Genomic DNA, 20,745 nt, shown 5'->3' with positions numbered 1-20,745 from the left:
CCGCCCGCGCATACGCCGCGCGCCCCCGTCCCGATGCCCGCCCCAGACTCCCCCAGTCCGCTTTACCGTCCCGCCTTCCTGCACTTCCTGTTCGCGCGCATCGGCGCGTCGCTGGCCTTCCAGATCGTCTCGGTGGCGGTGGGCTGGCAGGTCTATGCGCTGTCGGGCAGCGCGCTCGACCTGGGCCTGATCGGGCTGGCGCAGTTCCTGCCGATGGCGGCGCTGACGCTGGTGGTAGGGCACGTGGCCGACCGCTACGACCGCCGCAAGATCGTCGCCATCTGCATGGCGGTCGAGACCCTGGCCACCTTGCTGCTGGCGATCGCCGCGCTGCACGGCGTCGGCGGCAAGACGCTGATCTACGCCACCCTCATCATCATGAGTTCGGCGCGCGCCTTCGAGGCGCCCACGCTGACCACGCTGATTCCCGCCATCGTGCCGCGCGAATGGCTGCCGCGCGCCACCGCGCTGTCGTCCTCCGGCGGCCAGATCGCGCAGATCGCCGGCCCGGCGCTGGGCGGCATCGGCTACGGGCTGGGGGCCGGGTGGGTCTACTGCGTGGCGGCGGCGCTGTACCTGTGCGGCTTCGCCTGCATCGCCAGCATGTCGATCGACCGCGCCCCGCCGCGCAGGGAACCCACCACCTGGCGCACGCTGTTCGCCGGCATCACCTTCATCTTCCAGCGCCGCATCCTGCTGGGCACGCTGTCGCTGGACCTGTTCGCGGTGCTGCTGGGCGGCGCCACGGCGCTGCTGCCGATCTTCGCCAAGGACATTCTCAACGCCGGTCCCTGGGCCCTGGGCGCGCTGCGCGCCGCGCCGGCCTGTGGCGCCATGCTGATGTCGCTGACGCTGGCGCGCCTCAGCCTGGGCGAGCACGTCGGCCGCCTGCTGTTCGGCGCGCTGATCCTGTTCGGCCTGGCCACCACCGTGTTCGGCCTGTCGACCTCGATCCCGCTGTCGGTGGGCGCGCTGGTGGTGCTGGGCGCGGCCGACGCCATCAGCGTGGTGGTGCGCTCGTCGCTGGTGCAGCTGAACACGCCCGACCACATGCTGGGCCGCGTCAGCGCGGTCAACACGCTGTTCGTCGGCGCCTCGAACCAGTTGGGGGAATTCGAGTCCGGCGTGATGGCGGCGCTGCTGGGCGCGGTGCCGGCGGTGGTGGTGGGCGGCCTGGGCACGATTGCGGTGGCGGGACTGTGGATGCACTGGTTCCCGGAGCTGCGCAGGCTGCGTTCGCTGCATCCCGAAACCGAACCGGCCTGACGCTGCCTGCATCGCCCGGCAAACCGCGATTGTTGCCGGGCGAAATTTTGTTGCGACGCAACTTTACCCTCGCGGCGGGCCTGCCTATCTTGTGACCATGTTCAGCCAACGGGTCCTGCCGCTGCCATGTCTACACCGGATACCAGCCTTGTTTCCGCGACGAAAAAGGTCTGCCGCGTCCTCGCCAGCCTGTCGAACCGGCGCGTCCAGCGCCTGACCGACATCGCTCAGGCGGCGCAGCTGGACGTATCCACGGCATTGCGCATCCTGAAGGACCTGGAGGCCGAGGGTTTCGTGGAGCGAGACCCGGTCAGCAAGCACTACATGCTCGGTCCGCAGGTCTATGCCATGCACCATGCCATGGTCGACGGCCTCGATCTGCGCGCCCAGGCGCGGCCGGCGCTGATCCGCCTGGCGCGCAAGTTCGGCGACACCGTCATCCTGTCGATGCCAACCGGCTGGGAATCGGTCTGCCTGGACCTGTGCTTCGGCGACTACCCGATCCGCGCCAACTACCTGGAGATCGGCAGCCGCCGTCCGCTCGGCATCGGCGCCGGCAGCCTGGCGCTGCTGGCGGCCATGGACGAGAACGAAACCCAGGCGGTGCTGCCGCCGGTGCACCAGCGGTTGCAGGAACGCTACCCGCGCTATCCGGTGCGGCTGCTGGAACAGATGACGGCGCGCGCCCGCAAGCTCGGCCACGCCATGCTGCTGGACGTGGTGGTGGAAAAGATGGGCGGCCTGGGCGTGGCCGTGCGCGGCCCCAGCGGCCGCGCCATCGCCGCGCTCAGCGTGGCGGCATTGAGCGAGCGCGTCGAATCGCGCGAACAGGAACTGGCCCAGGCGCTGGCCGCCGAAGCCCGCGCCATCGAACGCGCCTGGATGCCGCATGCCTGATCTCCACCACGCCTGCCTGCTGGCCGCGGCCACCACGCGCTTCGGCCGCCACGAGGGCCGCTCGGCCCTGGACCTGATGGCCGAGGCCGCCAACGCCGCGCTGGCGCAGTCCGGCCTGCGGCGCGCCGATATCGACGGCGTGCTGTGCGGCTACGCGACCACCTTTCCGCACCTGATGCTGGCCACGCTGCTCAGCGAAAAGCTGGGCCTGGACCCGCGCTACGCCCACGGCATGCAGATGGGCGGCGCCACCGGCGCGGCCATGGTGATGCTGGCGCGCGAACTGGTGCGCGCCGGCCGCTGCCGCCGCGTGCTGGTGGTGGCGGGCGAGAACCGCCTGACCGGCCAGGCCGTCGACGCCTCCATCCAGACACTGGCGCAGGTTGGCGAAGCCGATACCGAGGTGCCCAACGGCGCGTCGGTGCCAGCCTATTACGCGCTGCTGGCCTCCGCCTACATGCACCGGACCGGCACCCGCCGCGAAGACCTGGCCGAGCTCGCCGCGTTGATGCGCCGCCACGCCGCCAGCCACCCCCATGCGCACCTGAACGAAGCCATCAGCGTGGACCAGGTGCTGGCGTCCCGGCCCATCGCCACGCCGCTGCACCTGCTGGACTGCTGCCCGATTTCCGACGGCGCGGTGGCGCTGGTGGTCGGCGCCGACGAAGGGCCGGTGCGCATCAGCGGCGCGGGGCAGGCGCATCGCCACCAGCACCTGTCGGCGCTGCGCGACATTCTCGACACCGGCGCGGCGCGCGCGCTCGGCCAGGCCTATGCCGACGCCGGCATCGGCCCGGACCAGGTCGACTACCTGGGCATCTACGACTCCTTCACCATCACGCTGGCCATGCTGCTGGAAGAACTGGGCTTCGCGCCGCGCGGCGGCGCGGCGGATCGCGCGCGGCGCGGCGACTTCGACGCCGCCGGACCGCTGCCGCTCAACACCCACGGGGGCCTGCTGTCGTTCGGGCATTCCGGCGTGGCGGGCGGCATGGCGCACGTGGCCGAGGCCTGGACCCAGCTGGCGGGCCGGGCCGGATCGCGGCAGGCGGGCGCGCCGCGCTGCGCGCTGGTGCATGCTGACGGCGGCGTGCTGTCCGCCCACGTCAGCCTGGTGCTGCAGGCGGAGGGCCGTCGATGAACGCCCGCGATCCGCTGGAACTGCAACGCTGCGAGGATTGCGGCGCGTGGTGGGCGCTGCGCCCCTACGCCTGCGCCCATTGCGGCGGCAGCAACCTGCCATGGCGGCGCAGCAGCGGCGCGGGCGTAGTGCTGGCGCGCACCGAGATCCACCGCGCGCCCGACGCCTTCTGGCGCGCGCGCGTGCCCTACGTGCTGGTGCTGGTGCGCCTGGAAGAGGGCGCGGTGCTGATGGGCCATGCCGATGCCGGCATCGCCATCGGCCAGCAGGTCATGGGCCGCGCGATCACGATCGACGGCCGCGCATTGCTCGGTTTCGAGGCGCGCCGGCCGCCTTGAAGCGCCGCCGGCAACACCATCCCCAGCAAAACAACATATCCGCACGACGGAGGAGACAATCATGCGCGCAATCGCAGCATGCCGCACGGCCCTGGCCGCGCTTTCCCTGGTGGCAGCCGCCGCCTCGGCCGCCCAGGACTGGCCGACCAAACCCATCACCCTGGTGGTGCCGTACCCGCCGGGCGGTCCCACCGACATCGTGGCCCGCGTGGTCGCGCAGGGCCTGGGCGACGAACTCAAGCAGACCATCATCGTCGACAACCGCTCCGGCGCCGGCGGCAACATCGGCGCCGACATGGTGGCCAAGGCCGCGCCCGACGGCTACACGCTGCTGCTGGCGACCACGGCCCACGCCATCAACATGTCGCTGTTCAAGAACCTGAACTACGACACCCGCAAGAGCTTCGCGCCCGTGTCGCTGCTGACCGCCGGCCCGCTGGTGATCGTGACACGCCCCGACCTGCCGGCCAGCAACGTGCGCGAGCTGATCGCGCTGGCCAAGTCCACGCCGGGCAAGCTGACCTTCGCCTCGTCGGGCAACGGCCAGTCCACCCACCTGGCGGCCGAACTGTTCGGCGCCATGGCCGGCGTGCGCATGGTGCATGTTCCCTATCGCGGCAGCGCGCCGGCCCTGACAGACGTGATGGGCGGCCAGGCCGACATCATGTTCGACACCATGCTGTCGTCGATGCCCTACGTGAACGGCGGCAAGCTCAAGGCGCTGGCCGTGACCGGCGCGGCGCGCTCGCCCGCCGCGCCCAACGTGCCCACCGTGGCCGAGGCCGGGCTGCCGGGCTACGAAGCCACCGCCTGGAACGGGCTGCTGGCCCCGGCCGGCACGCCGGCATCGGTGGTGGACCGATTGAACGGCGCCTTGCAGAAGGTGCTGGGCCGCGCCGACATCCAGCAGAAATTCGCCGCCCAGGGCTTCGCCTCGGAATGGAAGACGCCCGCCGACACGGCGCGCTTCCTCGACACCGAGGTCGAGAAATGGGCCGGCGTGGTCAAGACTTCCGGCGCCACGGTCAACTGACCCCGCGCCCGCCTTCATCCTACCTTGGGGAGTTTCATGGCTTCTGTACCCATCGGCGACGCCAGCCTCGCGCGCCTGCTCGATCCGGCCTCGATCGCGATCGTCGGCGCCTCCGACAATCCCGACAAGATCGGCGGCCGGCCGATCCACTACATGCGGCGCCACGGCTATGCGGGCACGCTGTACCCGATCAACCCGCAACGCGCCGAAGTCCAGGGCGAACGCGCCTGGCCCAGCCTGGCCGCGTTGCCCGCCGCGCCGGACCTGGCGATCGTGGCGGTGGCGGGCGAGCAGGCGTTGCGGGCGGTGGATGAATGCGCCGCGCTGGGCGTGGCGGCGGCCATCGTCATCTCGGCCGGCTTCTCGGAAACCGGTGAAGCCGGGCGCGCCCTGCAGGATGCGATGACGGCGCGCGCCCGCGCCGCCGGCATGCGCATCGTCGGCCCCAACTCGCAGGGCCTGGCCAACTTCGGCAACGGCGCCATCGCCAGCTTCTCCACCATGTTCCTGGAGGTGGCGCCGGGCGACGGGCCGGTGGCGGTCATCAGCCAGAGCGGCGGCATGTGCGCCATGGTCTACGGCCTGCTGCGCCAGCGCGGCATCGGCGTGCGCCACGTGCATGCCACCGGTAACGAGGCCGACGTGTCGGTCGCCGAACTGGCCTGCGCGACGCTGCGCGATCCGGAAGTCGGCTGCGTGCTGCTGTACCTGGAATCGCTGCGCGAGGCAGGGCCGCTGGCCGAGGCGGCCGCGCTGGCGCGGGCGCGCGGCGTGCCGCTGATCGTGGTCAAGTCGGGCCGCTCCGAGGCCGGCGCGCGCGCCGCGGCCTCGCATACCGGCGCGCTGGCCAATGAGGACCGCGCGGTGGATGCGTTCTTCGAACACCACGGCATCCTGCGCGCGCGCGATCCGCAGGAACTGGTGCGCTACGCCGAACTGGCCCTGCGCAGCCCCTTGCCGCAAGGCCCGCGCGTGGTGGTGGTCAGCAACTCCGGCGCCAGCTGCGTGCTGGCCTCGGACGCGGCCGCCGAGCGCGGCCTGGAGATCGCGCCGCTGGCCGACGCCACCCAGCAGGCGCTGGCCGAGCGTCTGCCCGGCTATGCCACCACCGTCAACCCCGTGGACATCACCGCCGCGCTGCTGTCGAACAATGGCCTGTTCGGGCAAGTGCTGCCCGTAATCGGCGCCGACCCGGCGGCCGATATGTTCCTGCTCGATATTCCAGTGGCGGGGCGCGGCTACGACGTGACCTCGTTCGCGGCGGATGCGGCCGGCTTTGCACAGGCCGCTTCCAAGCCAGTCGTGGTGGTGGCGTGGCAGGACAACGTGGCCAGCGCATTCCGCGCGCGCGGCCTGCCCGTTTACGCCGACGAGATCCAGGCGATGGATGCCTTGTCGGCGCTGTTGCGCCTGCGGCGGTTGCGCGAACGCGGCCGCATGGCGTCGCCGCCAGCATCGCAAGGCATTGTGGCGGCCGATCCGGCGCCCGACGCGGCCGGCGGCTTCCTGTCCGAGGCGGCCAGCCTTGCGCTGCTGGCCGATAACGGGCTGGCGGTGATCGAACACGCCGTCTGCCGCACGGCCGACGAGGCCATTGCCGCGTGGCGCCGCATCGGCGCGCCGGTGGCGCTGAAGGCTTGCTCGGCACAATTGCCGCACAAGTCCGAACATGGACTGGTCGCGCTGGGCCTGGACGACGAAACCGCGCTGCGCGCCGCGTTTTCCCATCAAGCCCAAACCTTGGGTAAGCTGGACGTGCGCGATGGCGCCTGGCTGGTGGCGCGGATGCAGCGCGGCCTGCACGAATGCGCGCTGGGCGCGCGCGTCGATCCGGTGCTGGGGCCGGTCCTGATGATCGGCAGCGGCGGCAAGTACGTCGAGGCATTGCGCGACGTGGCGGTGCTGATGCCGCCGTTCGATGCCGCGCAGGTGGTCGAGAAGCTGCGCGGCCTGCGCATCGGCGCGCTGCTGCAAGGGGTGCGCGGCGATCCGCCCGCCGACGTCGCCGCCCTGGCGCAACAGGCGGTGGCGCTCGGCAACTACGCGCTGGCGGCCGGCCCGCGGCTGGCGTCGGTCGACATCAACCCGGTGATGGTCGGCGCCGTGGGGCAGGGCGCGGTGGCGGTGGACGCGCTGGTGGAACTTCATGCCGCCAGCCAGCCCGCCGCAAGGATGACGGCCTGAGGCCGCCGGCACACAAACAAAGGAGACGCACCGATGTTTGAAGACCTGAAATCCAAGACCGCGCTGGTCACCGGCGCCTACAGCGGACTGGGTCGCCACTTCGCGCTGCGCCTGGCCGAAGCCGGCACGCGCGTGGCGCTGTGCGGCCGCCGGACCGAACTGGGCGAAATCCTGGCTACGGAGATCCGCGCCCAGGGCAGCCAGGCCTGCGTCGCGGGCATGGACGTCACCCAACCCGACAGCGTGCAGGCGGCCTTCACCCAGGTCGAGCAGGCGCTCGGCCCGGTCGACATCGTCGTCAACAACGCCGGCATCGCCATGACGCGCCCCGCGCTGGAGATCAGCGAAGACGAGTGGACCGGCCTGATCGACGTCAACCTGAACGGCGCGTGGCGGGTGGCGCAATGCGCCGCGCGCCACTTCCACGGCCACGGCCGGCCCGGCGCCATCGTCAACATCGCCTCGATCCTGGGCCAGCGCGTGGCCTCGCACGTGGCCGCCTACACCGCCGCCAAGGCCGGCCTGCTGCACCTGACCCGCGCCCTGGCGCTGGAATGGGCCCGCCACGGCATCCGCGTGAACGCGCTGGCGCCCGGCTACATCGGCACCGACCTGAACCGAGAATTCTTCGCCACGCCCGCCGGCCAGGCCCTCGTCAAGCGCATCCCGCAGCGCCGCCTGGGCCGCCCGCAGGACCTGGACGGCCCCTTGCTGCTGCTGGCCTCCGATGCCTCGGCCTACATGACGGGCGCCGTCATCGACGTCGATGGCGGCCACCTGGCCAGCTCGCTCTGAACCCGCATCCCCATCCGGAGACCCCGCCATGGATTTTTCGCTGCCCCCCGAACTGGAAGACTACCGCCAGCGCGTGCGCGCCTTCGTCGACCGCGAGCTGATTCCGCTGGAAGCCGACCGCGCCAACTACGACGACCACGAGAACATCGACGCAGCCCTGCTGGACCGCGTGCGCGCCAAGGCCCGCGAGGCCGGCCTGTGGGCCCTGCAGATGCCGCGCAAGCGCGGCGGCCAGGGCCTGCCGATGGTGGGCCTGGCCGCCTGCTACGAAGAGATGAACCGATCCATTTTCGGCCCGGCCGCCTTCAACGCCGCCGCCCCCGACGACGGCAACATGCGGGTGCTGGCGCAGGTGGCGCGGCCCGACCAGCAGGACCGCTGGCTGCAACCCATCATCGACGGCAAGGTGCGCTCGTCCTTCGTGATGACCGAACCCAGCCCCGGCAGCGGCTCGGACCCGTCAATGATGCGCACCACCGCCACCCGCCAGGGCGACAAGTGGCTGATCCACGGCCGCAAGTGGTTCATCACCGGCGCCGGCGCCGCGCGGCATTTCATCCTGATTGCGCGCACTTCGGACGACGCCCGCAAGGGCCTGTCGGCCTTCCTGTTCGACGCCGACCAGCCCGGCTGGCGCATTGTCCGCCGCATCCCCATCATGGGCCCGGAAGAACACGGCGGCCATTGCGAGCTGGAATTCGACGGCCTCGAGATTCCCGACGAGAACCGCCTGATGGAAGTGGGCGACGGCCTCAAGCTGACGCAGATACGCCTGGGTCCGGCGCGCCTGACGCACTGCATGCGCTGGCTGGGCCTGGCGCGGCGCGCCATGGCGGTGGCGGTGGACTACGTCGGCGAACGCAGCAGCTTCGGCCAGAAGCTGGCCGACCGCGAGGGCGTGCAATGGCTGCTGGGCGACGCCGCCATGCAGATCGAAATCGGCCGCCTGCTCACCATGCGCGCCGCCGCGCGGCTGGACCAGGGCGACTTCGCGCGCAAGGAAATCTCCATGGCCAAGATCGTGGTGTCGGAAACCCTGCACAAGGTGGTCGACACCGCGCTGCAGCTGAACGGCGCGCGCGGCTATTCCAAGGACACGCCGCTGGAATGGATCTACCGCTACGCGCGCCAGGCGCGGCTGGTGGACGGCGCCTCCGAAGTGCACAAGATGGTGCTGGCGCGTTACCTGATGGACCAGGGCGATGCGTTCTGGCAGTGGGACGACGCGGACGCCCCGCGCAAGGCGCTGGTATGAGCGCGCCCGATCACGCCACCAACGGCGCCCCCGATTGGCTGCCCGCGCTGGCCGCCTACCTGTCGGCGCAGGGCCTGGGCAACGCCAGCGGCCTGCGCGCCCGGCCATTGACGGGCGGCCAATCCAACCCGACCTACCTGCTGGAAGACGCCAGCGGCGCGCGCGTGCTGCGCAAGCAGCCGCCCGGCACGCTGCTGCCCTCGGCCCACGCGATCGACCGCGAATACCGCGTCATGGCCGCGCTGGCCGGCACCGCCGTGCCCGTGCCGGCCATGCTGCACTACTGCGCCGACCCTTCCATCGTCGGCACGCCGTTCTACCTGATGAGCTATGCGCGTGGCCGCGTCTTCATGGACCCGGCGCTGCCGGGCCTGGCCCCCGCCGAGCGCGCCGCGCTGTATGCCGAGACCGGCCGCGTGCTGGCCGCGCTGCACGCGGTGGAACCGGCCGCCGTCGGGCTCGCGGACTACGGCAAGGCCGGCGACTACTTCGCGCGCCAGGTGGCGCGCTGGACCCGCCAGTATCGCGACACCGAAACCACGCCCATCCCCGCCATGGACGCGCTGATCGACTGGCTGCCGCAACATCTGCCGCATGACGACCAGACCCGCCTGGTGCACGGCGACTACCGCATCGACAACCTGGTGTTCGCGCCCGACGCACCGCGCGCCATCGCGCTGCTGGACTGGGAGCTGTCGACCCTGGGCCATCCGCTGGCGGACCTGGCCTATCACTGCATGTGCTGGCGCATCCCGCCGGCCCTGTGGCGCGGCATCGCCGGCCTGGACCTGGCGGCGCTGGGCATTCCGGACGAAGCGGAGTTCGTGCGCGCCTATTGCGAGGCGCGCGGCATCGCGCCGCCGCCCAACTGGGATTTCTACCTGGCCTACAGCTTCTTTCGCATCGCCGCCATTCTGCAGGGCGTGTACGCGCGCGCCCGCGCCGGCAACGCCGCCGCCACCGATGCGCTGGAGATGGGTGCGCGCGTCGAACCGCTGGCCGCGCTCGGCTGGCAGGCCGCGCAACGCGAATCCGCACGCCTGGCCACCGCAGGCCACTAGGAGCGCATCATGACCACATCGCCATCCGCGTCCGACGACACACTGCCCCGCAACGCCGCCAACCACCAGCCCCTGACGCCGCTGGGTTTCCTGGCGTGGGCGGCGGCCGTCTACCCGGAACGCGCCGCGCTGCTGCACGGCAACCATAGCCAGAGCTGGCGCGCCACCTACGACCGTTGCCGCCAGATGGCCGCGGCGCTGGCCGCCTGGGGCGTGCGCCGTGGCGACGTGGTGGCGGTGCTCGCGCCCAACACGCCGGCCCTGTACGAAGCGCACTTCGGCGTGCCGATGGCCGGCGCGGTGCTGAACGCGCTCAACACCCGGCTCGACGCGCGCACACTGGCGTTCATCCTGCAACACGGCGGCGCCACCGTGCTGCTGTACGACAGCGAATACGCGCCGCTGGTGCGCGAAGTGCTGGGCCACCTGCGCGCGCCGCCGCGCACCGTGCGCATCGAAGACAGCGAATACACCGGCCCGCACGGCGACCTGGGCGATGCGGAGTACGAAGCCTGGCTCGCCGCGCAACCGGCCGACGCTCCGTGGGAAGGGCCGCGAGACGAATGGGACAACCTCTGCCTGAACTACACCTCGGGCACCACCGGCAACCCCAAGGGCGTGCTCTATCACCATCGCGGCGCCTACCTGAACGCCACCGGCAACGTGCTGGCCTGCGGCATGCCGCCGCACGCGGTCTATCTGTGGACGCTGCCCATGTTCCACTGCAACGGCTGGTGCTTCCCGTGGACCATGGCGGCGCTGGCGGGCACCAACGTCTGCCTGCGGCGCGTGGAGCCGGCCGCCATCTTCGAGGCCATCCGCCGCCACCGGGTCGGCTTCTTCTGCGCCGCCCCGGTGGTGCTGAACATGCTGGTCAACGCCCCCGGGGACGCGCGCCACCGCGCCACGCACCGCGTGCAGGCCATGACCGGCGGCGCCGCGCCGCCCGCCGCCATCATCGAAGCGATGGAGCAACTGGGCGTGGGCGTCACCCACCTGTACGGCCTGACCGAAACCTACGGCCCGTCGATCAGCTGCGCCTGGCACGACGAATGGGACGACCGTCCCCTGGCCGAGCGCGCCGCGCTCAAGGCGCGCATCGGCGTGCGCAAGCTCAACGTCGAAGCGGTGCGGGTGATGGACGCCGCCATGCGGCCGGTGCCGGCCGACGGCGCCACGCTGGGGGAGATCATGCTGCGCGGCAATACGTTAATGAAGGGCTATCTGTACAACCTCGACGCCACCGCCGACGCCTTCGCCGGCGGCTGGTTCCATTCCGGCGACCTGGCCGTGGTGCATCCCGACGGCTACATCGAGATCAAGGACCGCGCCAAGGACATCATCATCTCGGGCGGCGAAAACATCTCGACCGTGGAAATCGAAAGCGTGCTGTACCGTCACCCCGACGTCCTGGAAGCCGCCGTGGTGGCGCGGCCCGACGCGGTGTGGGGCGAAACGCCGTGCGCCTTCGTCACGCTGAAAGACGGCGCGTCGCGCAGCGCCGACGACCTTATCGCCTACTGCCGCGAACACCTGGCGCGCTTCAAGACGCCGCGCACCGTGGTGTTCGGCGCCCTGCCCAAGACCTCCACCGGCAAGATCCAGAAGTTCGTGCTGCGCGAGCAGGCGGCGGCGCTGGCGGACAAGGCTGCCGACAATTGAAGCACCAGCCGGCCGACAGGCCGACACCGGGCCGCCTTCCCAGGCTCCGACCGTGACGTCTGGCGCCGCCTGGCAATGTTGATACAATACGAATCATTATCATTCTATCGACGCCAAGACAACGCGCCGGGTTCGCTGGCCGCGCGACGGACATCGGACTTAGGGGCACCATGGGGGAGCGGTTCTTCGGCGCGATCGCCGAGGCATACAAGGCATGGAACGCGGAGCTGGTCGGTTTCCTGAACCGCCAGCTCAAGCGCTCGCCCGACGCCGCCCAGGATCTGGCGCAGGAAACCTTCGCGCGCTGGCTGGCCGCCAGCCGCGGCGCCGAGCCGCCCGAAAAGCCGCGCGCCTATCTCTATGAAATCGCCCGCAACCTGCTGCGCGACCACTGGCGCCGCGAAGCCGTGCGCGACGAGCACATGGTGGCCAGCCTGGACGACCAGGCCTACACGCCGCCGTCCGGCAGCCTGGCAACCGCGGCCGGCTGGCAGCCCGACGCGCGCGCCGACGCCAATCAGCGCCTGCGCCTGCTGCAGGCCGCCATTGACGACATGCCGCCGCGCCAGCGCGAGGCCTTCCTGCTTTATCGGTATGATGAGCTGCGTTGCGAGGACATCGCCGCGCGCATGGGCATCTCCGTGCGCGCCGTCGAAAAGCACCTGCAACTGGCCCTGGCGCACTGCAAGCGCCGCGTCCACGGCGAATCGTCATGACCCCGTCCCGTTCCCTATCCGCAGTCGAAGAGGCCGCGAGCGCATGGTTCATGCGCCGCCGGGAACGCGCGTCCGATGCCAATGCCGAACAGGCGTTCCAGGCCTGGCTGGCGCAATCGCCGCTGCACCGGCAGGAATACGACAAGCTCGCGCAGGTGTGGGATGACCTGGCCGCGCTGCCGCGTCCGGCCAGCGCGCCGGATCGCGCATCTGCCGGCGCCGCCCACATTGCTCCCGCCGACGCTGCCCAGCCCATCGGCGTCGCCACCCGACGGCCGGCAGCCGCGCGGCAGCCACGGCCCGCCTTCCTGCGCTGGGGCGGCGCGCTGGCCGCGCTGGTCCTGCTGGCGGGCGCCGCCTACCAATATCTGCCGGTCAATTACGAATCGGTGGCCAACGCCTCCACCCAGACACGCAGCCTGGACCTGGCCGACGGCACCCGCATCCACGCCAACGTCGGCACCCGCGTCCATGTGCGCTACACCCTGGCCGAACGCCGCATCGACATCGAAAGCGGCGAGGTCTACATCGACGCCGCGCCCGACCGCCGGCCGCTGCTGGTGTCCGCCGGCGGCGCGCGACTGCGCGACATCGGCACCGAATTCAATGTGCTATTGCTGCCCGACCTGCTGCAGGTCGGCGTGCGCAGCGGCCAGGTGCGGCTGGATGCCGACGGCGCCGCCAGCCCCGGCCCGCAGATGCTCCACGCCGGCGACACGGTGCTGCTCGCGCGCGCCGACGCCCGGCTGCTGGCGCGCGCGCAGGTGCCGCCCGGCGAAGTCGGCGCCTGGCAGGACGGCGTGGCGGTGGTGCACGACGCCACCCTGCAACAGCTGGCCGGCTACCTGGCCCTGTACCGCGACGCGCCGCTGCGTTTCGCCGACGACCGCGCCCGCCGCCTGCGGCTCTCCGGCACGCTGGACCTGCGCCACCCCGAGGCTTTCCTCGACACGCTGCCCGGCCTGCTGCCGGTCACGCTGACCCGCCGGCCCGACGGCACCGCGGTGATCGCCAGCCGCTGAAGCGGCCAGGCGAAATTATTTTCATTCAGCAGGTACGGGTTATGGCAAGTCGCGCGTCTTCCCCCGTGTAGATCCACTTCCACACCGAGGAACGACCATGGCGCAACGCCATTTCCGCCGCCGGCAAAGCGCCGGCCGTTACGCGCTGCTGTGCGCGCTGTCGATGGGCGCCGCGCTGGCGGCACAGACCCTGGCGCCGTCCGCGGCCCACGCGCAGGGCCGCGCCGCCGCGCAGGCCTTCGACCTGCCGGCCGGCAACCTGGCCGACGCGCTGGTGGCGCTGGGCCGCCAGGCGCAGGTGCAGGTCCTGTTCAGCCCGGACAGCGTCGCCGGCCTGCGCGCGCCCGCCGTGTCCGGCAGCATGACCCCGCAAGCCGCGCTCGACCGTCTGCTTGCCCGCAGCGGCCTGGTGGCCGTGCCCAGCGGCAACGGCTTCATGGTGCGCTCGCCCGCCGGCGCGTCCGCCAGCGACGCCACCACGCTCGCGCCCGTCACGGTCACCGGCCGCGACCTCGCCACCACCGAGGGCACCGGTTCCTACACCCCCGCCGCCGTCACCCTGGGCAAAAACACGCAAAGCCTGCGCCAGATCCCGCAATCGGTCTCGGTGGTGACGCGCCAGCTGCTCGACGACCAGAACCTGGTGAACCTGGACGACGCCATGCGCACCGTCACCGGCATCACGGTCGAAGCCGGCAGCATCGGCGGCAACCACGGCAACTTCTATTCGCGCGGCTACGCGCTCGACACCATTCAGATCGATGGCGTGAACACGCCGGCCAGCACCGGCAACGACCTGAGCGCCGGCTTCGGCCTGGCCATCTACGACCGCATCGAGGTGCTGCGCGGACCATCGGGCCTGTATCAGGGCGCGGGCGACCCCGGCGGCACCGTCAACCTGGTGCGCAAGCGCGCGCAAAAGGAATTCGGTTTCAGCGGCCAGGTCATGACCGGCTCGTGGGACCGCTACTACACCGAGGCCGACCTGACCGGCCCGCTCGACAGCGACGGCCGCCTGCGCGGCCGCGTCGTGGCGTCCTATGACGACCGCGGCTCGTTCGTCGATGGCGTCTACACCAGGAAGCCACTGTTCTACGGCACCCTCAGCTTCGACCTCACCCCCGACACCACGCTGACCGCCGGCGCCACCTACCAGCAATACAAGGGCCGCCCCTTCTTTGGCCTGCCCGGCTACACCGACGGGCGCCTGCTCGACGTGCGCCGCTCCACCAACCTGGACCCCAGCTGGAACCACATCACCGAAGAAATCACCGAGTACTTCGCCGACGTCGACCACCGCCTGTCCAACGGCGGCCGCATCAAGGTCAGCGGCGTCTACCGTGAACAGGACGAGCCCAGCCGCCAGTTCGGCTGGTCGGACTGCGCGGTCGATCCGGTCACTGGCGACACCTGCCTGGTCACCTGGAAATACCGCAGCCACTGGAAGACCTACGGCCTGGACGCCTTCGTCGCCACGCCATTCCAGGCCTTCGGCCGCGAGCACGAGCTGACCGTGGGCGCCGACTACCGCAACGTGCACAAGAATTTCCGCTACGGCGGCGGCGACAACGCCGACATCAACCTGTTCCACCCCGACAACAACGTCCCCAGGCCGGACTACGAATACACCAACGGCAACGACAGCAAGACCGACCAATACGGCCTGTACGCGCGCGCCAACCTGCGCGTCACCGACGCCGCCACCGTCATCGCCGGCAGCCGCCTGACTTGGTGGGAAAACCGCACGCAGAACCGCAACGCCTACTTCAACCAGTTCACCAACACCAAGAGCAACATCAACGGCAAGTTCACGCCGTACCTGGGCCTGGTGGTGGACCTGAACGAGCAGTTGTCGGCCTACGCCAGCTACACCAGCATCTTCACGCCGCAGACCACCACCGACGCCAATGGCCAGCTGCTGGATCCGCGCACCGGCAAACAGGTCGAGATCGGCCTGAAGGGCGAATTCCTGGACAAGCGCCTGAACGGCCACGTGGCGCTGTTCCGCATGGAAGACGAGAACCGCGCCATGACGGACCCGGACAATCCGCTGTTCTCGATGGCGGCGGGCAAGATGCGCAACCAGGGCTTCGAGGCCGAGATCAGCGGCAGTCCGGCCCCCGGCTGGGACATCACCGCCGGCTATGCCTACACCACCACCAAGACGCTGAAAGGCACGGAAGACCAGAAGTCGCAGCAATACGTCTTCATCACGCCGCGCCACACCTTCAACCTGTGGACCAAGTACAGCTTCGCCACCGGCACGCTGGAAGGGTTGTCGCTGGGCGCCGGATTGCGCAGCGTCAGCAGCATGTATCGCCTGAATGGCCCGGTGAAGTTCGAGCAACGCCCGTACACCACGGTATCGGCGCAGGCCGGCTACCGCTTCAACAAGCACCTGGAAGCAACCCTGACGGTGAACAACCTGTTCGACAAGGTCTACTACCAGCGCGTGTGGGCGGCGTATGGCTCGAACTACTACGGCGAGCCGCGCAGCGTGATGCTGAACCTGAAGGCGACGTATTGAGCCTGGGCCGGACGCGCCGCAGCAAGCGCGCCCGGCCGACAATTCAATGGCAAGACGCCAGTCGCATTGATAGGTGACGCGCGCCAGATCGAAGCGGCGCGCCGCGATATCCTGCTCGCGCATCAGCACGTAGCTGGCGCCTGGCTGCGTAGGCATGCGCAAGTCGCGTTGCCGCGCCGTCCGCGCGCCGTCATTCCTGCGCAAGAATCCGTAGAAAACTCACGACACACGCGACACCGGCCAGCAGCGCGCCGATCCACAGCGCCACTTGCGCGCCCCCGGCACCCACCAGCGTGAAACACGCCGCCACCAGCGCCGCCCCCGAAGCCTGGCCGATCAGCCGGGCGGTGGGAATGATGCCGCTGGCCGCGCCGCTGCGTTCGGCCGGCGCGCTGGTCGTCAAGGCCTTGAGATTGGGCGACTGGAAAAAACCGAAGCCGGCCCCGCACACCGCCAGCCGCCAGATGATGTCGGCATCCGACGCCTGCGCCGGCAGCAGCGCCACCAGCACCATGCCGGCGCACAGCACCAGCAGCCCGCCGCCGCCCAGCAGCGCGACCGAATGGCGTTCCGACAGAAACCCCGCCAGCGGCGCGGCCACCGCCACCACCACCGGCCAGGCGGTCAGCAGCAGGCCCGTCTGCACATCGGAACGCCCCAGGCTCATCTGGAACAGGAACGGCAACGCCACCAGCGCCAGCCCCTGCGCCGCGTAAGACAGCACCGACGTGGCCACCGACATCGCGAACAGCGGCCGCCGGAACAGGTCGACCGGCAGCATCGGCGCGGGATGCGCGCGCTGGCGGCGCAGCAGCAGGGCGCAGCACAGCGCCGCGGCGGCGGCCTCGGGCAGGATGCGCGTCCAGCCGGCATGATGGGCCGCATCGCCCAGCGCCAGCACCGCCAGCGCGAAGGTCGCGCCCAGCAGCAACGCCGCCACGCCGTCGAAACGCGGCGGCGCCTTGCGCGGCGGATTGCGCGGCAGCGTGCGCCACGCCATCGCCATTGCCACGGCCCCCAGCGGAATGTTGATCAGGAACAGCCAGTGCCAGGTGCTGACCGCCAGCACCGCCGACGCCACCGACGGCCCCACCACGTAGAACACCGCCACGGTGAAGGCATTGATGCCCTGCGCGCGGCCGATCTGGCTGCTGGGAAACGTCAGCCGGATCAACGCGGTGCCGACCCCCAGGATGCCCGACGCGCCCACGCCCTGCAGCACGCGCGCCGCGGTCAGTAGCGCCAGCGAGTCGGCCACGCCACAGGCCAGCGACGCGAGCGTGAACACCAGCAGGCCATACAGATAGACGCGGCGATGGCCGACGATGTCGCCCAGCGCGGCGAACGGCAGCAGCGTGGCCACCATGGCGATCTGGTAGGCATTGATGATCCAGATCGAAGCGTCCGGCGTGGTGCGCAGATCCGCCGCGATGGTCGGCAGGGCGGTGTTGGCGATGGAGGTATCGAGCGTGGCGATCGCGCTGCCCAGGATGAGCGTGGAGACCGCCCAGAGCCTTTGCCGGCCCGGCAGGCCGTCGCCGATCTGCGGCAAAGCCAGGGTGCTTTCTGAGGAGGACGGCATGCGGGACGGCTCCTGGGCGGCGTCCGTGGCGCACGGCGGATACGGCCATGGCGGGGCGCGGGAAAGGCGGATAGCTGTCAGGCTGTAAGACAGCATAGCAAGGCATAATCCACCATGCAACGGGCCTGCGCCGGGCTTTGGGCGAAGCGATATCATGGCGCCAGGGGCGGCGCCGGCCGGCATCGCGCAGCCTTTGTCTTCGCCATTGGATAGGAAGCAGACATGCAAGTTATCGAGCGTCCGCTGACGCTGGTGGACCAGGTCATCGCGGCCCTGCGCAAGGAGATCGCCGAAGGCCGCTTCGCGCCCGCCTCGCGCCTGCCGGCCGAACAGGAACTGGCGCGCACGCTGGGCTGCAGCCGCCCGGTCATCCGCGAAGCCGTCTCGCAACTGAAGGCCGACGGCGTCCTTGTCACCACCAAGGGCGTGGGCGCCTACGTCGCCGCCAACCCCGCCGGCAGCGTGTTCCGCCTGCCGCGCGGCGACACCTCGGCCAGGGACCTGGCGCAGTTGTTCGAACTGCGCTTCTGGATGGAAACCGCCGCCGCCGAAGCCGCCGCCCTGCGCCGCAAGACCGCCGACCTGGCACGCATGCGCGATGCGCTCAAGCGCATGGAGCGGCACGCAGGCGACTATCCCGCCGCGTCCAAGGCCGACGTCGACTTCCACGCCGCCATCGCCGGCTCGACCCGGAACGCCTACCTGGTGGCCTTCAGCGGCTTCATCGAAGGCCAGCTTCTCAAGGCGCGCGAAATGGGCTGGCAGAATTCGGCCCGGCTGGCCGGCGGGCCGCGCCCCGCGCAGCAGGAACACCTGCGCCTGTTCGACGCCATCCAGGCCAAGGACCCCGACGCCGCCCGCCAGGCCGCCGCCGCGCACCTGCTGGCCTCGGGCCGACGCATGGGGCTGGACGTGCAGAAGCTCGAACGCATGGCGCATCCCGACCGCCCCTGAGCACGCCACCACTTGCAGTCGGACACAATTGGCAAACCACTGTCCGACGCCCACCCCATCTACCCTCTAAGATGGCGCCGCACAATGCGCCTCGGTGCGCTTATCGAAGACCGACGAGAACAAGTCCGACATGAATACGCGTCTGCAAACCCGCCCGTTCCCGCGCCGTCCGCCGCTGCGCGCCACCGTCGCCGGCCTGTGCGCCGTCGCCCTGGCCACCCTGTTCAACCCCGCCAGCGCGGCCGAACCCGCGTCCAAGCCGCGCCTGGACGCCGTCCAGGACACGCAACCGGCCGCCGCCAAGGTCGCTCCGCCCGACGCCCCCACGGTGATGTACGCCATCTACCAGATCGACGGCAAGGGCGCCGATTCGTACGAAGTCGCCAACGGCAGCGTCGCCACCTACTGGTTCGGCCACGCCTTCGAACTGGGCGGCACGCAATACTTCACCGGCTTCACCTGGGACACCCGCGAAAAATACGGCAAGCCCGGCGAAGACGAAGCCGGCCCCGAAACCCAGGTCAACCTGGCCGAAGCCACCTTCACGCTGACCGGCTCCACCGCCGAGCGCCCCTGGAAGTTCCGCGGCATGGAGCACACCATCGGCATGTTCGGCGCCTACGAACGGGCCGAAGCCGTCGACACTGGCCGCAAGCCGCTCGACTACCGCACCCCGGAGGGCAAGCTGCTGCTGGCCGTGCCGACCCAGGGCTTTGACAACGGCACCAGCTTCGAAGGCTACGCCCTGTTCGTCTTCAATCCCGGCCCGCGCGACGAACTCAAGGACAAGGTCTGGACCTACCTGGGCAGCATCCTCACCGGCGACGACAACAGCGCCGCCTGCGCCGACGGCGACGTCATGCCCTGCGTCGCCAAAACCGGCAAGCTGACCTTCACCGCGCAGAACGGCAGCGACATGCCGCGCCTGACCGTCACCCCCAGCGGCACCGAGATCTCCGGCCCGGGCAAGACCCGCAAGCTGGGCCCGGCCGACGCCGTCAGCTACGTCTACGACGAAGCCGGCAAGAAGTACGCCGAAAAGTAGACGACAACGCGGCGAACCCGAAAAAACCGGGGCGCGACGTCCGGCAACCCGGCCCGTGCCCCGTCCCGCGACTGCCGCTAAACTGACTGGTCATGAAGAACGTCTTCACGGAGCGACCATGACCTCCCCGCCCCCGGCCATCACCCCCGCGCGCACCGCCTTGCTGGTCATGCACTACCAGACCGACATCATGGACCTGTTCCCGTCGGTCGCGCCCACGCTGCTGGCCAACACGCGGCAACTGTGCGATACCGCGCGCCGCGCCGGTGTGAGCGTCTACTTCGCCAAGATCCATTTCAGCCCTGGCTACCCGGAAGTCAGCCCGCTGAACAAGAACGGGCAGGGCATCCGCCAGCTGGGCCGCTTCGTGCATGACCGCGTCTCGCCCGAACTCGGCCGGCGCGACGACGAACCCATCATCCTGGCCCACCGCGCCAGCGTGTTCTTCGGCACCGACCTGCAACCGCGGCTGTCGGCCCAGGGCATCGACACCCTGATCATGGTGGGCGTTGCCTCCACCGGCGTCATGCTGTCGTCCATCGCCCACGCCAGCGACGCCGACTACCGCCTTTTGACCGTCAAGGACTGTTGCTACGACCCCGACCCGGTCGTGCACGACCACCTGTTCGCGACCGCCTTCGAGTCGCGCACCACAGTGCTGTCCCTGGACGAGGCCCTGTCCTTGCTGGGCGGTCTATCGAACGAATGAGTTGACCCATGCGTACCCTGATCATTGCCTCCCTTGCCATCGCCCTGAACTTTTCCCACGCCGCCGTGGCGCAAGCCGAACAAGGCTGCCCCGACGGCTACGCGCCCAGCGTCGGCACGCCCGGCCAGCAATGCGTGCCGATCCCCGTGGAGATCGCGCCTGCCGCGGGCGGCGCGTCCACCGCCTCGTCGCGCGACGCCCAGCGTTGGGGCGCCGTGGCCTATGACGCGCTGTCGGGTTCGATCGGCATCTCGGCCGACCGCGCCAGCAAGGCCCGCGCGGAAAAAGACGCGCTGGCCCAATGCGCCACCAAGGGCGGCGCCCGCTGCGTCATCAACACCACCTACCACGACCAGTGCGTGGCGGTCGCCTACGGCCCGTCGCCCAAGGGCAGCGGCGTGCTGGTCAATTCCGTCACCGCCGCCGGCGAAGAACTGGCCCGCATGCGTGCGCTGGAAACCTGCGAAAAGGACACCGGCGCCAGTTGCCAGGCGTTCTACACCGGTTGCAGCCTGCCCGTGCCGGCCCAATAATCGACCGCCACCGGCCGCCCCAAGG

Annotated in this window: 18 protein-coding genes; 17 read left to right on the top strand and 1 reads right to left on the bottom strand. The window is 70.4% G+C overall.

Annotation, left to right across the window (positions count from 1 at the left end; all coding sequences use genetic code 11):
* Positions 1-33 precede the first annotated feature (33 nt).
* From ACVN9Z_RS07705 to ACVN9Z_RS07645, 13 genes are all read left to right on the top strand, one after another.
* On the top strand, positions 34-1,266 hold the full coding sequence (locus ACVN9Z_RS07705) for an MFS transporter (RefSeq protein WP_020925676.1): 1,233 nt from the start codon (positions 34-36) through the stop codon (positions 1,264-1,266).
* Positions 1,267-1,392: 126 nt separating this feature from the next.
* Complete coding sequence (locus ACVN9Z_RS07700) at positions 1,393-2,163, top strand: IclR family transcriptional regulator (protein ID WP_155871902.1); 771 nt, start codon at positions 1,393-1,395, stop codon at positions 2,161-2,163.
* Entirely contained in the window at positions 2,156-3,304 is a 1,149-nt protein-coding gene (locus ACVN9Z_RS07695) for a thiolase family protein (RefSeq protein WP_458213310.1), read from the top strand. The genes ACVN9Z_RS07700 and ACVN9Z_RS07695 overlap by 8 nt, the downstream gene beginning before the upstream one ends.
* The gene (locus tag ACVN9Z_RS07690; protein WP_457955257.1) at positions 3,301-3,642 is read left to right on the top strand and encodes a Zn-ribbon domain-containing OB-fold protein; all 342 of its coding nucleotides are present in this window, start codon (positions 3,301-3,303) and stop codon (positions 3,640-3,642) included. Before ACVN9Z_RS07695 ends, ACVN9Z_RS07690 begins: the two co-directional genes overlap by 4 nt.
* Before the next feature lie 61 nt (positions 3,643-3,703).
* Positions 3,704-4,675 carry a tripartite tricarboxylate transporter substrate binding protein gene (locus ACVN9Z_RS07685; protein ID WP_458213309.1) on the top strand — a complete coding sequence of 324 codons (972 nt, stop codon included), beginning with the start codon at positions 3,704-3,706 and terminating at the stop codon, positions 4,673-4,675.
* Between the two features lie 36 nt (positions 4,676-4,711).
* On the top strand, positions 4,712-6,859 hold the full coding sequence (locus tag ACVN9Z_RS07680; protein WP_458213308.1) for an acetate--CoA ligase family protein: 2,148 nt from the start codon (positions 4,712-4,714) through the stop codon (positions 6,857-6,859).
* Positions 6,860-6,892: 33 nt separating this feature from the next.
* The gene (locus tag ACVN9Z_RS07675) at positions 6,893-7,654 is read left to right on the top strand and encodes an SDR family NAD(P)-dependent oxidoreductase (RefSeq protein WP_458213307.1); all 762 of its coding nucleotides are present in this window, start codon (positions 6,893-6,895) and stop codon (positions 7,652-7,654) included.
* A gap of 28 nt (positions 7,655-7,682) precedes the next feature.
* Positions 7,683-8,909: an acyl-CoA dehydrogenase family protein gene (locus ACVN9Z_RS07670; protein ID WP_054504359.1), complete on the top strand. Its 1,227-nt coding sequence runs from the start codon at positions 7,683-7,685 to the stop codon at positions 8,907-8,909.
* Positions 8,906-9,970, top strand: a complete 1,065-nt coding sequence (locus ACVN9Z_RS07665) for a phosphotransferase family protein (protein WP_458213306.1) — start codon at positions 8,906-8,908, stop codon at positions 9,968-9,970. The genes ACVN9Z_RS07670 and ACVN9Z_RS07665 overlap by 4 nt, the downstream gene beginning before the upstream one ends.
* Positions 9,971-9,979: 9 nt before the next feature.
* Positions 9,980-11,632: an acyl-CoA synthetase gene (locus ACVN9Z_RS07660; RefSeq protein WP_458213305.1), complete on the top strand. Its 1,653-nt coding sequence runs from the start codon at positions 9,980-9,982 to the stop codon at positions 11,630-11,632.
* Positions 11,633-11,802: 170 nt separating this feature from the next.
* Positions 11,803-12,348, top strand: coding sequence for an RNA polymerase sigma factor (locus ACVN9Z_RS07655; RefSeq protein ID WP_327761137.1), 546 nt, complete (start codon positions 11,803-11,805; stop codon positions 12,346-12,348).
* Positions 12,345-13,370 (top strand): FecR family protein, encoded by a 1,026-nt coding sequence (locus tag ACVN9Z_RS07650; RefSeq protein WP_082402012.1) that lies wholly within the window; start codon positions 12,345-12,347, stop codon positions 13,368-13,370. Before ACVN9Z_RS07655 ends, ACVN9Z_RS07650 begins: the two co-directional genes overlap by 4 nt.
* A gap of 97 nt (positions 13,371-13,467) precedes the next feature.
* Positions 13,468-15,897: a TonB-dependent siderophore receptor gene (locus ACVN9Z_RS07645; protein ID WP_458213304.1), complete on the top strand. Its 2,430-nt coding sequence runs from the start codon at positions 13,468-13,470 to the stop codon at positions 15,895-15,897.
* 190 nt (positions 15,898-16,087) lie between these two features.
* Here ACVN9Z_RS07645 and ACVN9Z_RS07640 read toward each other — a convergent pair whose 3' ends face one another.
* Positions 16,088-17,479, bottom strand: coding sequence for an MFS transporter (locus ACVN9Z_RS07640; RefSeq protein WP_024067371.1), 1,392 nt, complete (start codon positions 17,477-17,479; stop codon positions 16,088-16,090).
* A gap of 222 nt (positions 17,480-17,701) precedes the next feature.
* Here ACVN9Z_RS07640 and ACVN9Z_RS07635 point away from each other — a divergent pair, with 222 nt between their 5' ends.
* From ACVN9Z_RS07635 to ACVN9Z_RS07620, 4 genes are all read left to right on the top strand, one after another.
* Positions 17,702-18,433 carry a FadR/GntR family transcriptional regulator gene (locus tag ACVN9Z_RS07635; RefSeq protein ID WP_458213303.1) on the top strand — a complete coding sequence of 244 codons (732 nt, stop codon included), beginning with the start codon at positions 17,702-17,704 and terminating at the stop codon, positions 18,431-18,433.
* A 130-nt stretch (positions 18,434-18,563) separates the two neighbouring features.
* Positions 18,564-19,478, top strand: coding sequence for a hypothetical protein (locus ACVN9Z_RS07630; protein WP_181398537.1), 915 nt, complete (start codon positions 18,564-18,566; stop codon positions 19,476-19,478).
* A 118-nt stretch (positions 19,479-19,596) separates the two neighbouring features.
* Complete coding sequence (locus ACVN9Z_RS07625; protein WP_006389441.1) at positions 19,597-20,187, top strand: cysteine hydrolase family protein; 591 nt, start codon at positions 19,597-19,599, stop codon at positions 20,185-20,187.
* Between the two features lie 8 nt (positions 20,188-20,195).
* The gene (locus ACVN9Z_RS07620; protein WP_006389442.1) at positions 20,196-20,720 is read left to right on the top strand and encodes a DUF4189 domain-containing protein; all 525 of its coding nucleotides are present in this window, start codon (positions 20,196-20,198) and stop codon (positions 20,718-20,720) included.
* Positions 20,721-20,745 lie beyond the last annotated feature (25 nt).

The organism is Achromobacter sp. KK8, from assembly GCF_054188005.1.
Note: the sequence above shows the minus strand (reverse complement) of the source record. Positions and strands in the feature narration are given on the sequence as shown.

Bases quoted from the DNA above. Each gene is read 5' to 3' on its own strand.
- ACVN9Z_RS07705 (WP_020925676.1), top strand. From the start codon at position 34: ATGCCCGCCCCAGACTCCCCCAGTCCGCTTTACCGTCCCGCCTTCCTG.
- ACVN9Z_RS07700 (WP_155871902.1), top strand. From the start codon at position 1,393: ATGTCTACACCGGATACCAGCCTTGTTTCCGCGACGAAAAAGGTCTGC.
- ACVN9Z_RS07695 (WP_458213310.1), top strand. From the start codon at position 2,156: ATGCCTGATCTCCACCACGCCTGCCTGCTGGCCGCGGCCACCACGCGC.
- ACVN9Z_RS07690 (WP_457955257.1), top strand. From the start codon at position 3,301: ATGAACGCCCGCGATCCGCTGGAACTGCAACGCTGCGAGGATTGCGGC.
- ACVN9Z_RS07685 (WP_458213309.1), top strand. From the start codon at position 3,704: ATGCGCGCAATCGCAGCATGCCGCACGGCCCTGGCCGCGCTTTCCCTG.
- ACVN9Z_RS07680 (WP_458213308.1), top strand. From the start codon at position 4,712: ATGGCTTCTGTACCCATCGGCGACGCCAGCCTCGCGCGCCTGCTCGAT.
- ACVN9Z_RS07675 (WP_458213307.1), top strand. From the start codon at position 6,893: ATGTTTGAAGACCTGAAATCCAAGACCGCGCTGGTCACCGGCGCCTAC.
- ACVN9Z_RS07670 (WP_054504359.1), top strand. From the start codon at position 7,683: ATGGATTTTTCGCTGCCCCCCGAACTGGAAGACTACCGCCAGCGCGTG.
- ACVN9Z_RS07665 (WP_458213306.1), top strand. From the start codon at position 8,906: ATGAGCGCGCCCGATCACGCCACCAACGGCGCCCCCGATTGGCTGCCC.
- ACVN9Z_RS07660 (WP_458213305.1), top strand. From the start codon at position 9,980: ATGACCACATCGCCATCCGCGTCCGACGACACACTGCCCCGCAACGCC.
- ACVN9Z_RS07655 (WP_327761137.1), top strand. From the start codon at position 11,803: ATGGGGGAGCGGTTCTTCGGCGCGATCGCCGAGGCATACAAGGCATGG.
- ACVN9Z_RS07650 (WP_082402012.1), top strand. From the start codon at position 12,345: ATGACCCCGTCCCGTTCCCTATCCGCAGTCGAAGAGGCCGCGAGCGCA.
- ACVN9Z_RS07645 (WP_458213304.1), top strand. From the start codon at position 13,468: ATGGCGCAACGCCATTTCCGCCGCCGGCAAAGCGCCGGCCGTTACGCG.
- ACVN9Z_RS07640 (WP_024067371.1), bottom strand. From the start codon at position 17,479: ATGCCGTCCTCCTCAGAAAGCACCCTGGCTTTGCCGCAGATCGGCGAC.
- ACVN9Z_RS07635 (WP_458213303.1), top strand. From the start codon at position 17,702: ATGCAAGTTATCGAGCGTCCGCTGACGCTGGTGGACCAGGTCATCGCG.
- ACVN9Z_RS07630 (WP_181398537.1), top strand. From the start codon at position 18,564: ATGAATACGCGTCTGCAAACCCGCCCGTTCCCGCGCCGTCCGCCGCTG.
- ACVN9Z_RS07625 (WP_006389441.1), top strand. From the start codon at position 19,597: ATGACCTCCCCGCCCCCGGCCATCACCCCCGCGCGCACCGCCTTGCTG.
- ACVN9Z_RS07620 (WP_006389442.1), top strand. From the start codon at position 20,196: ATGCGTACCCTGATCATTGCCTCCCTTGCCATCGCCCTGAACTTTTCC.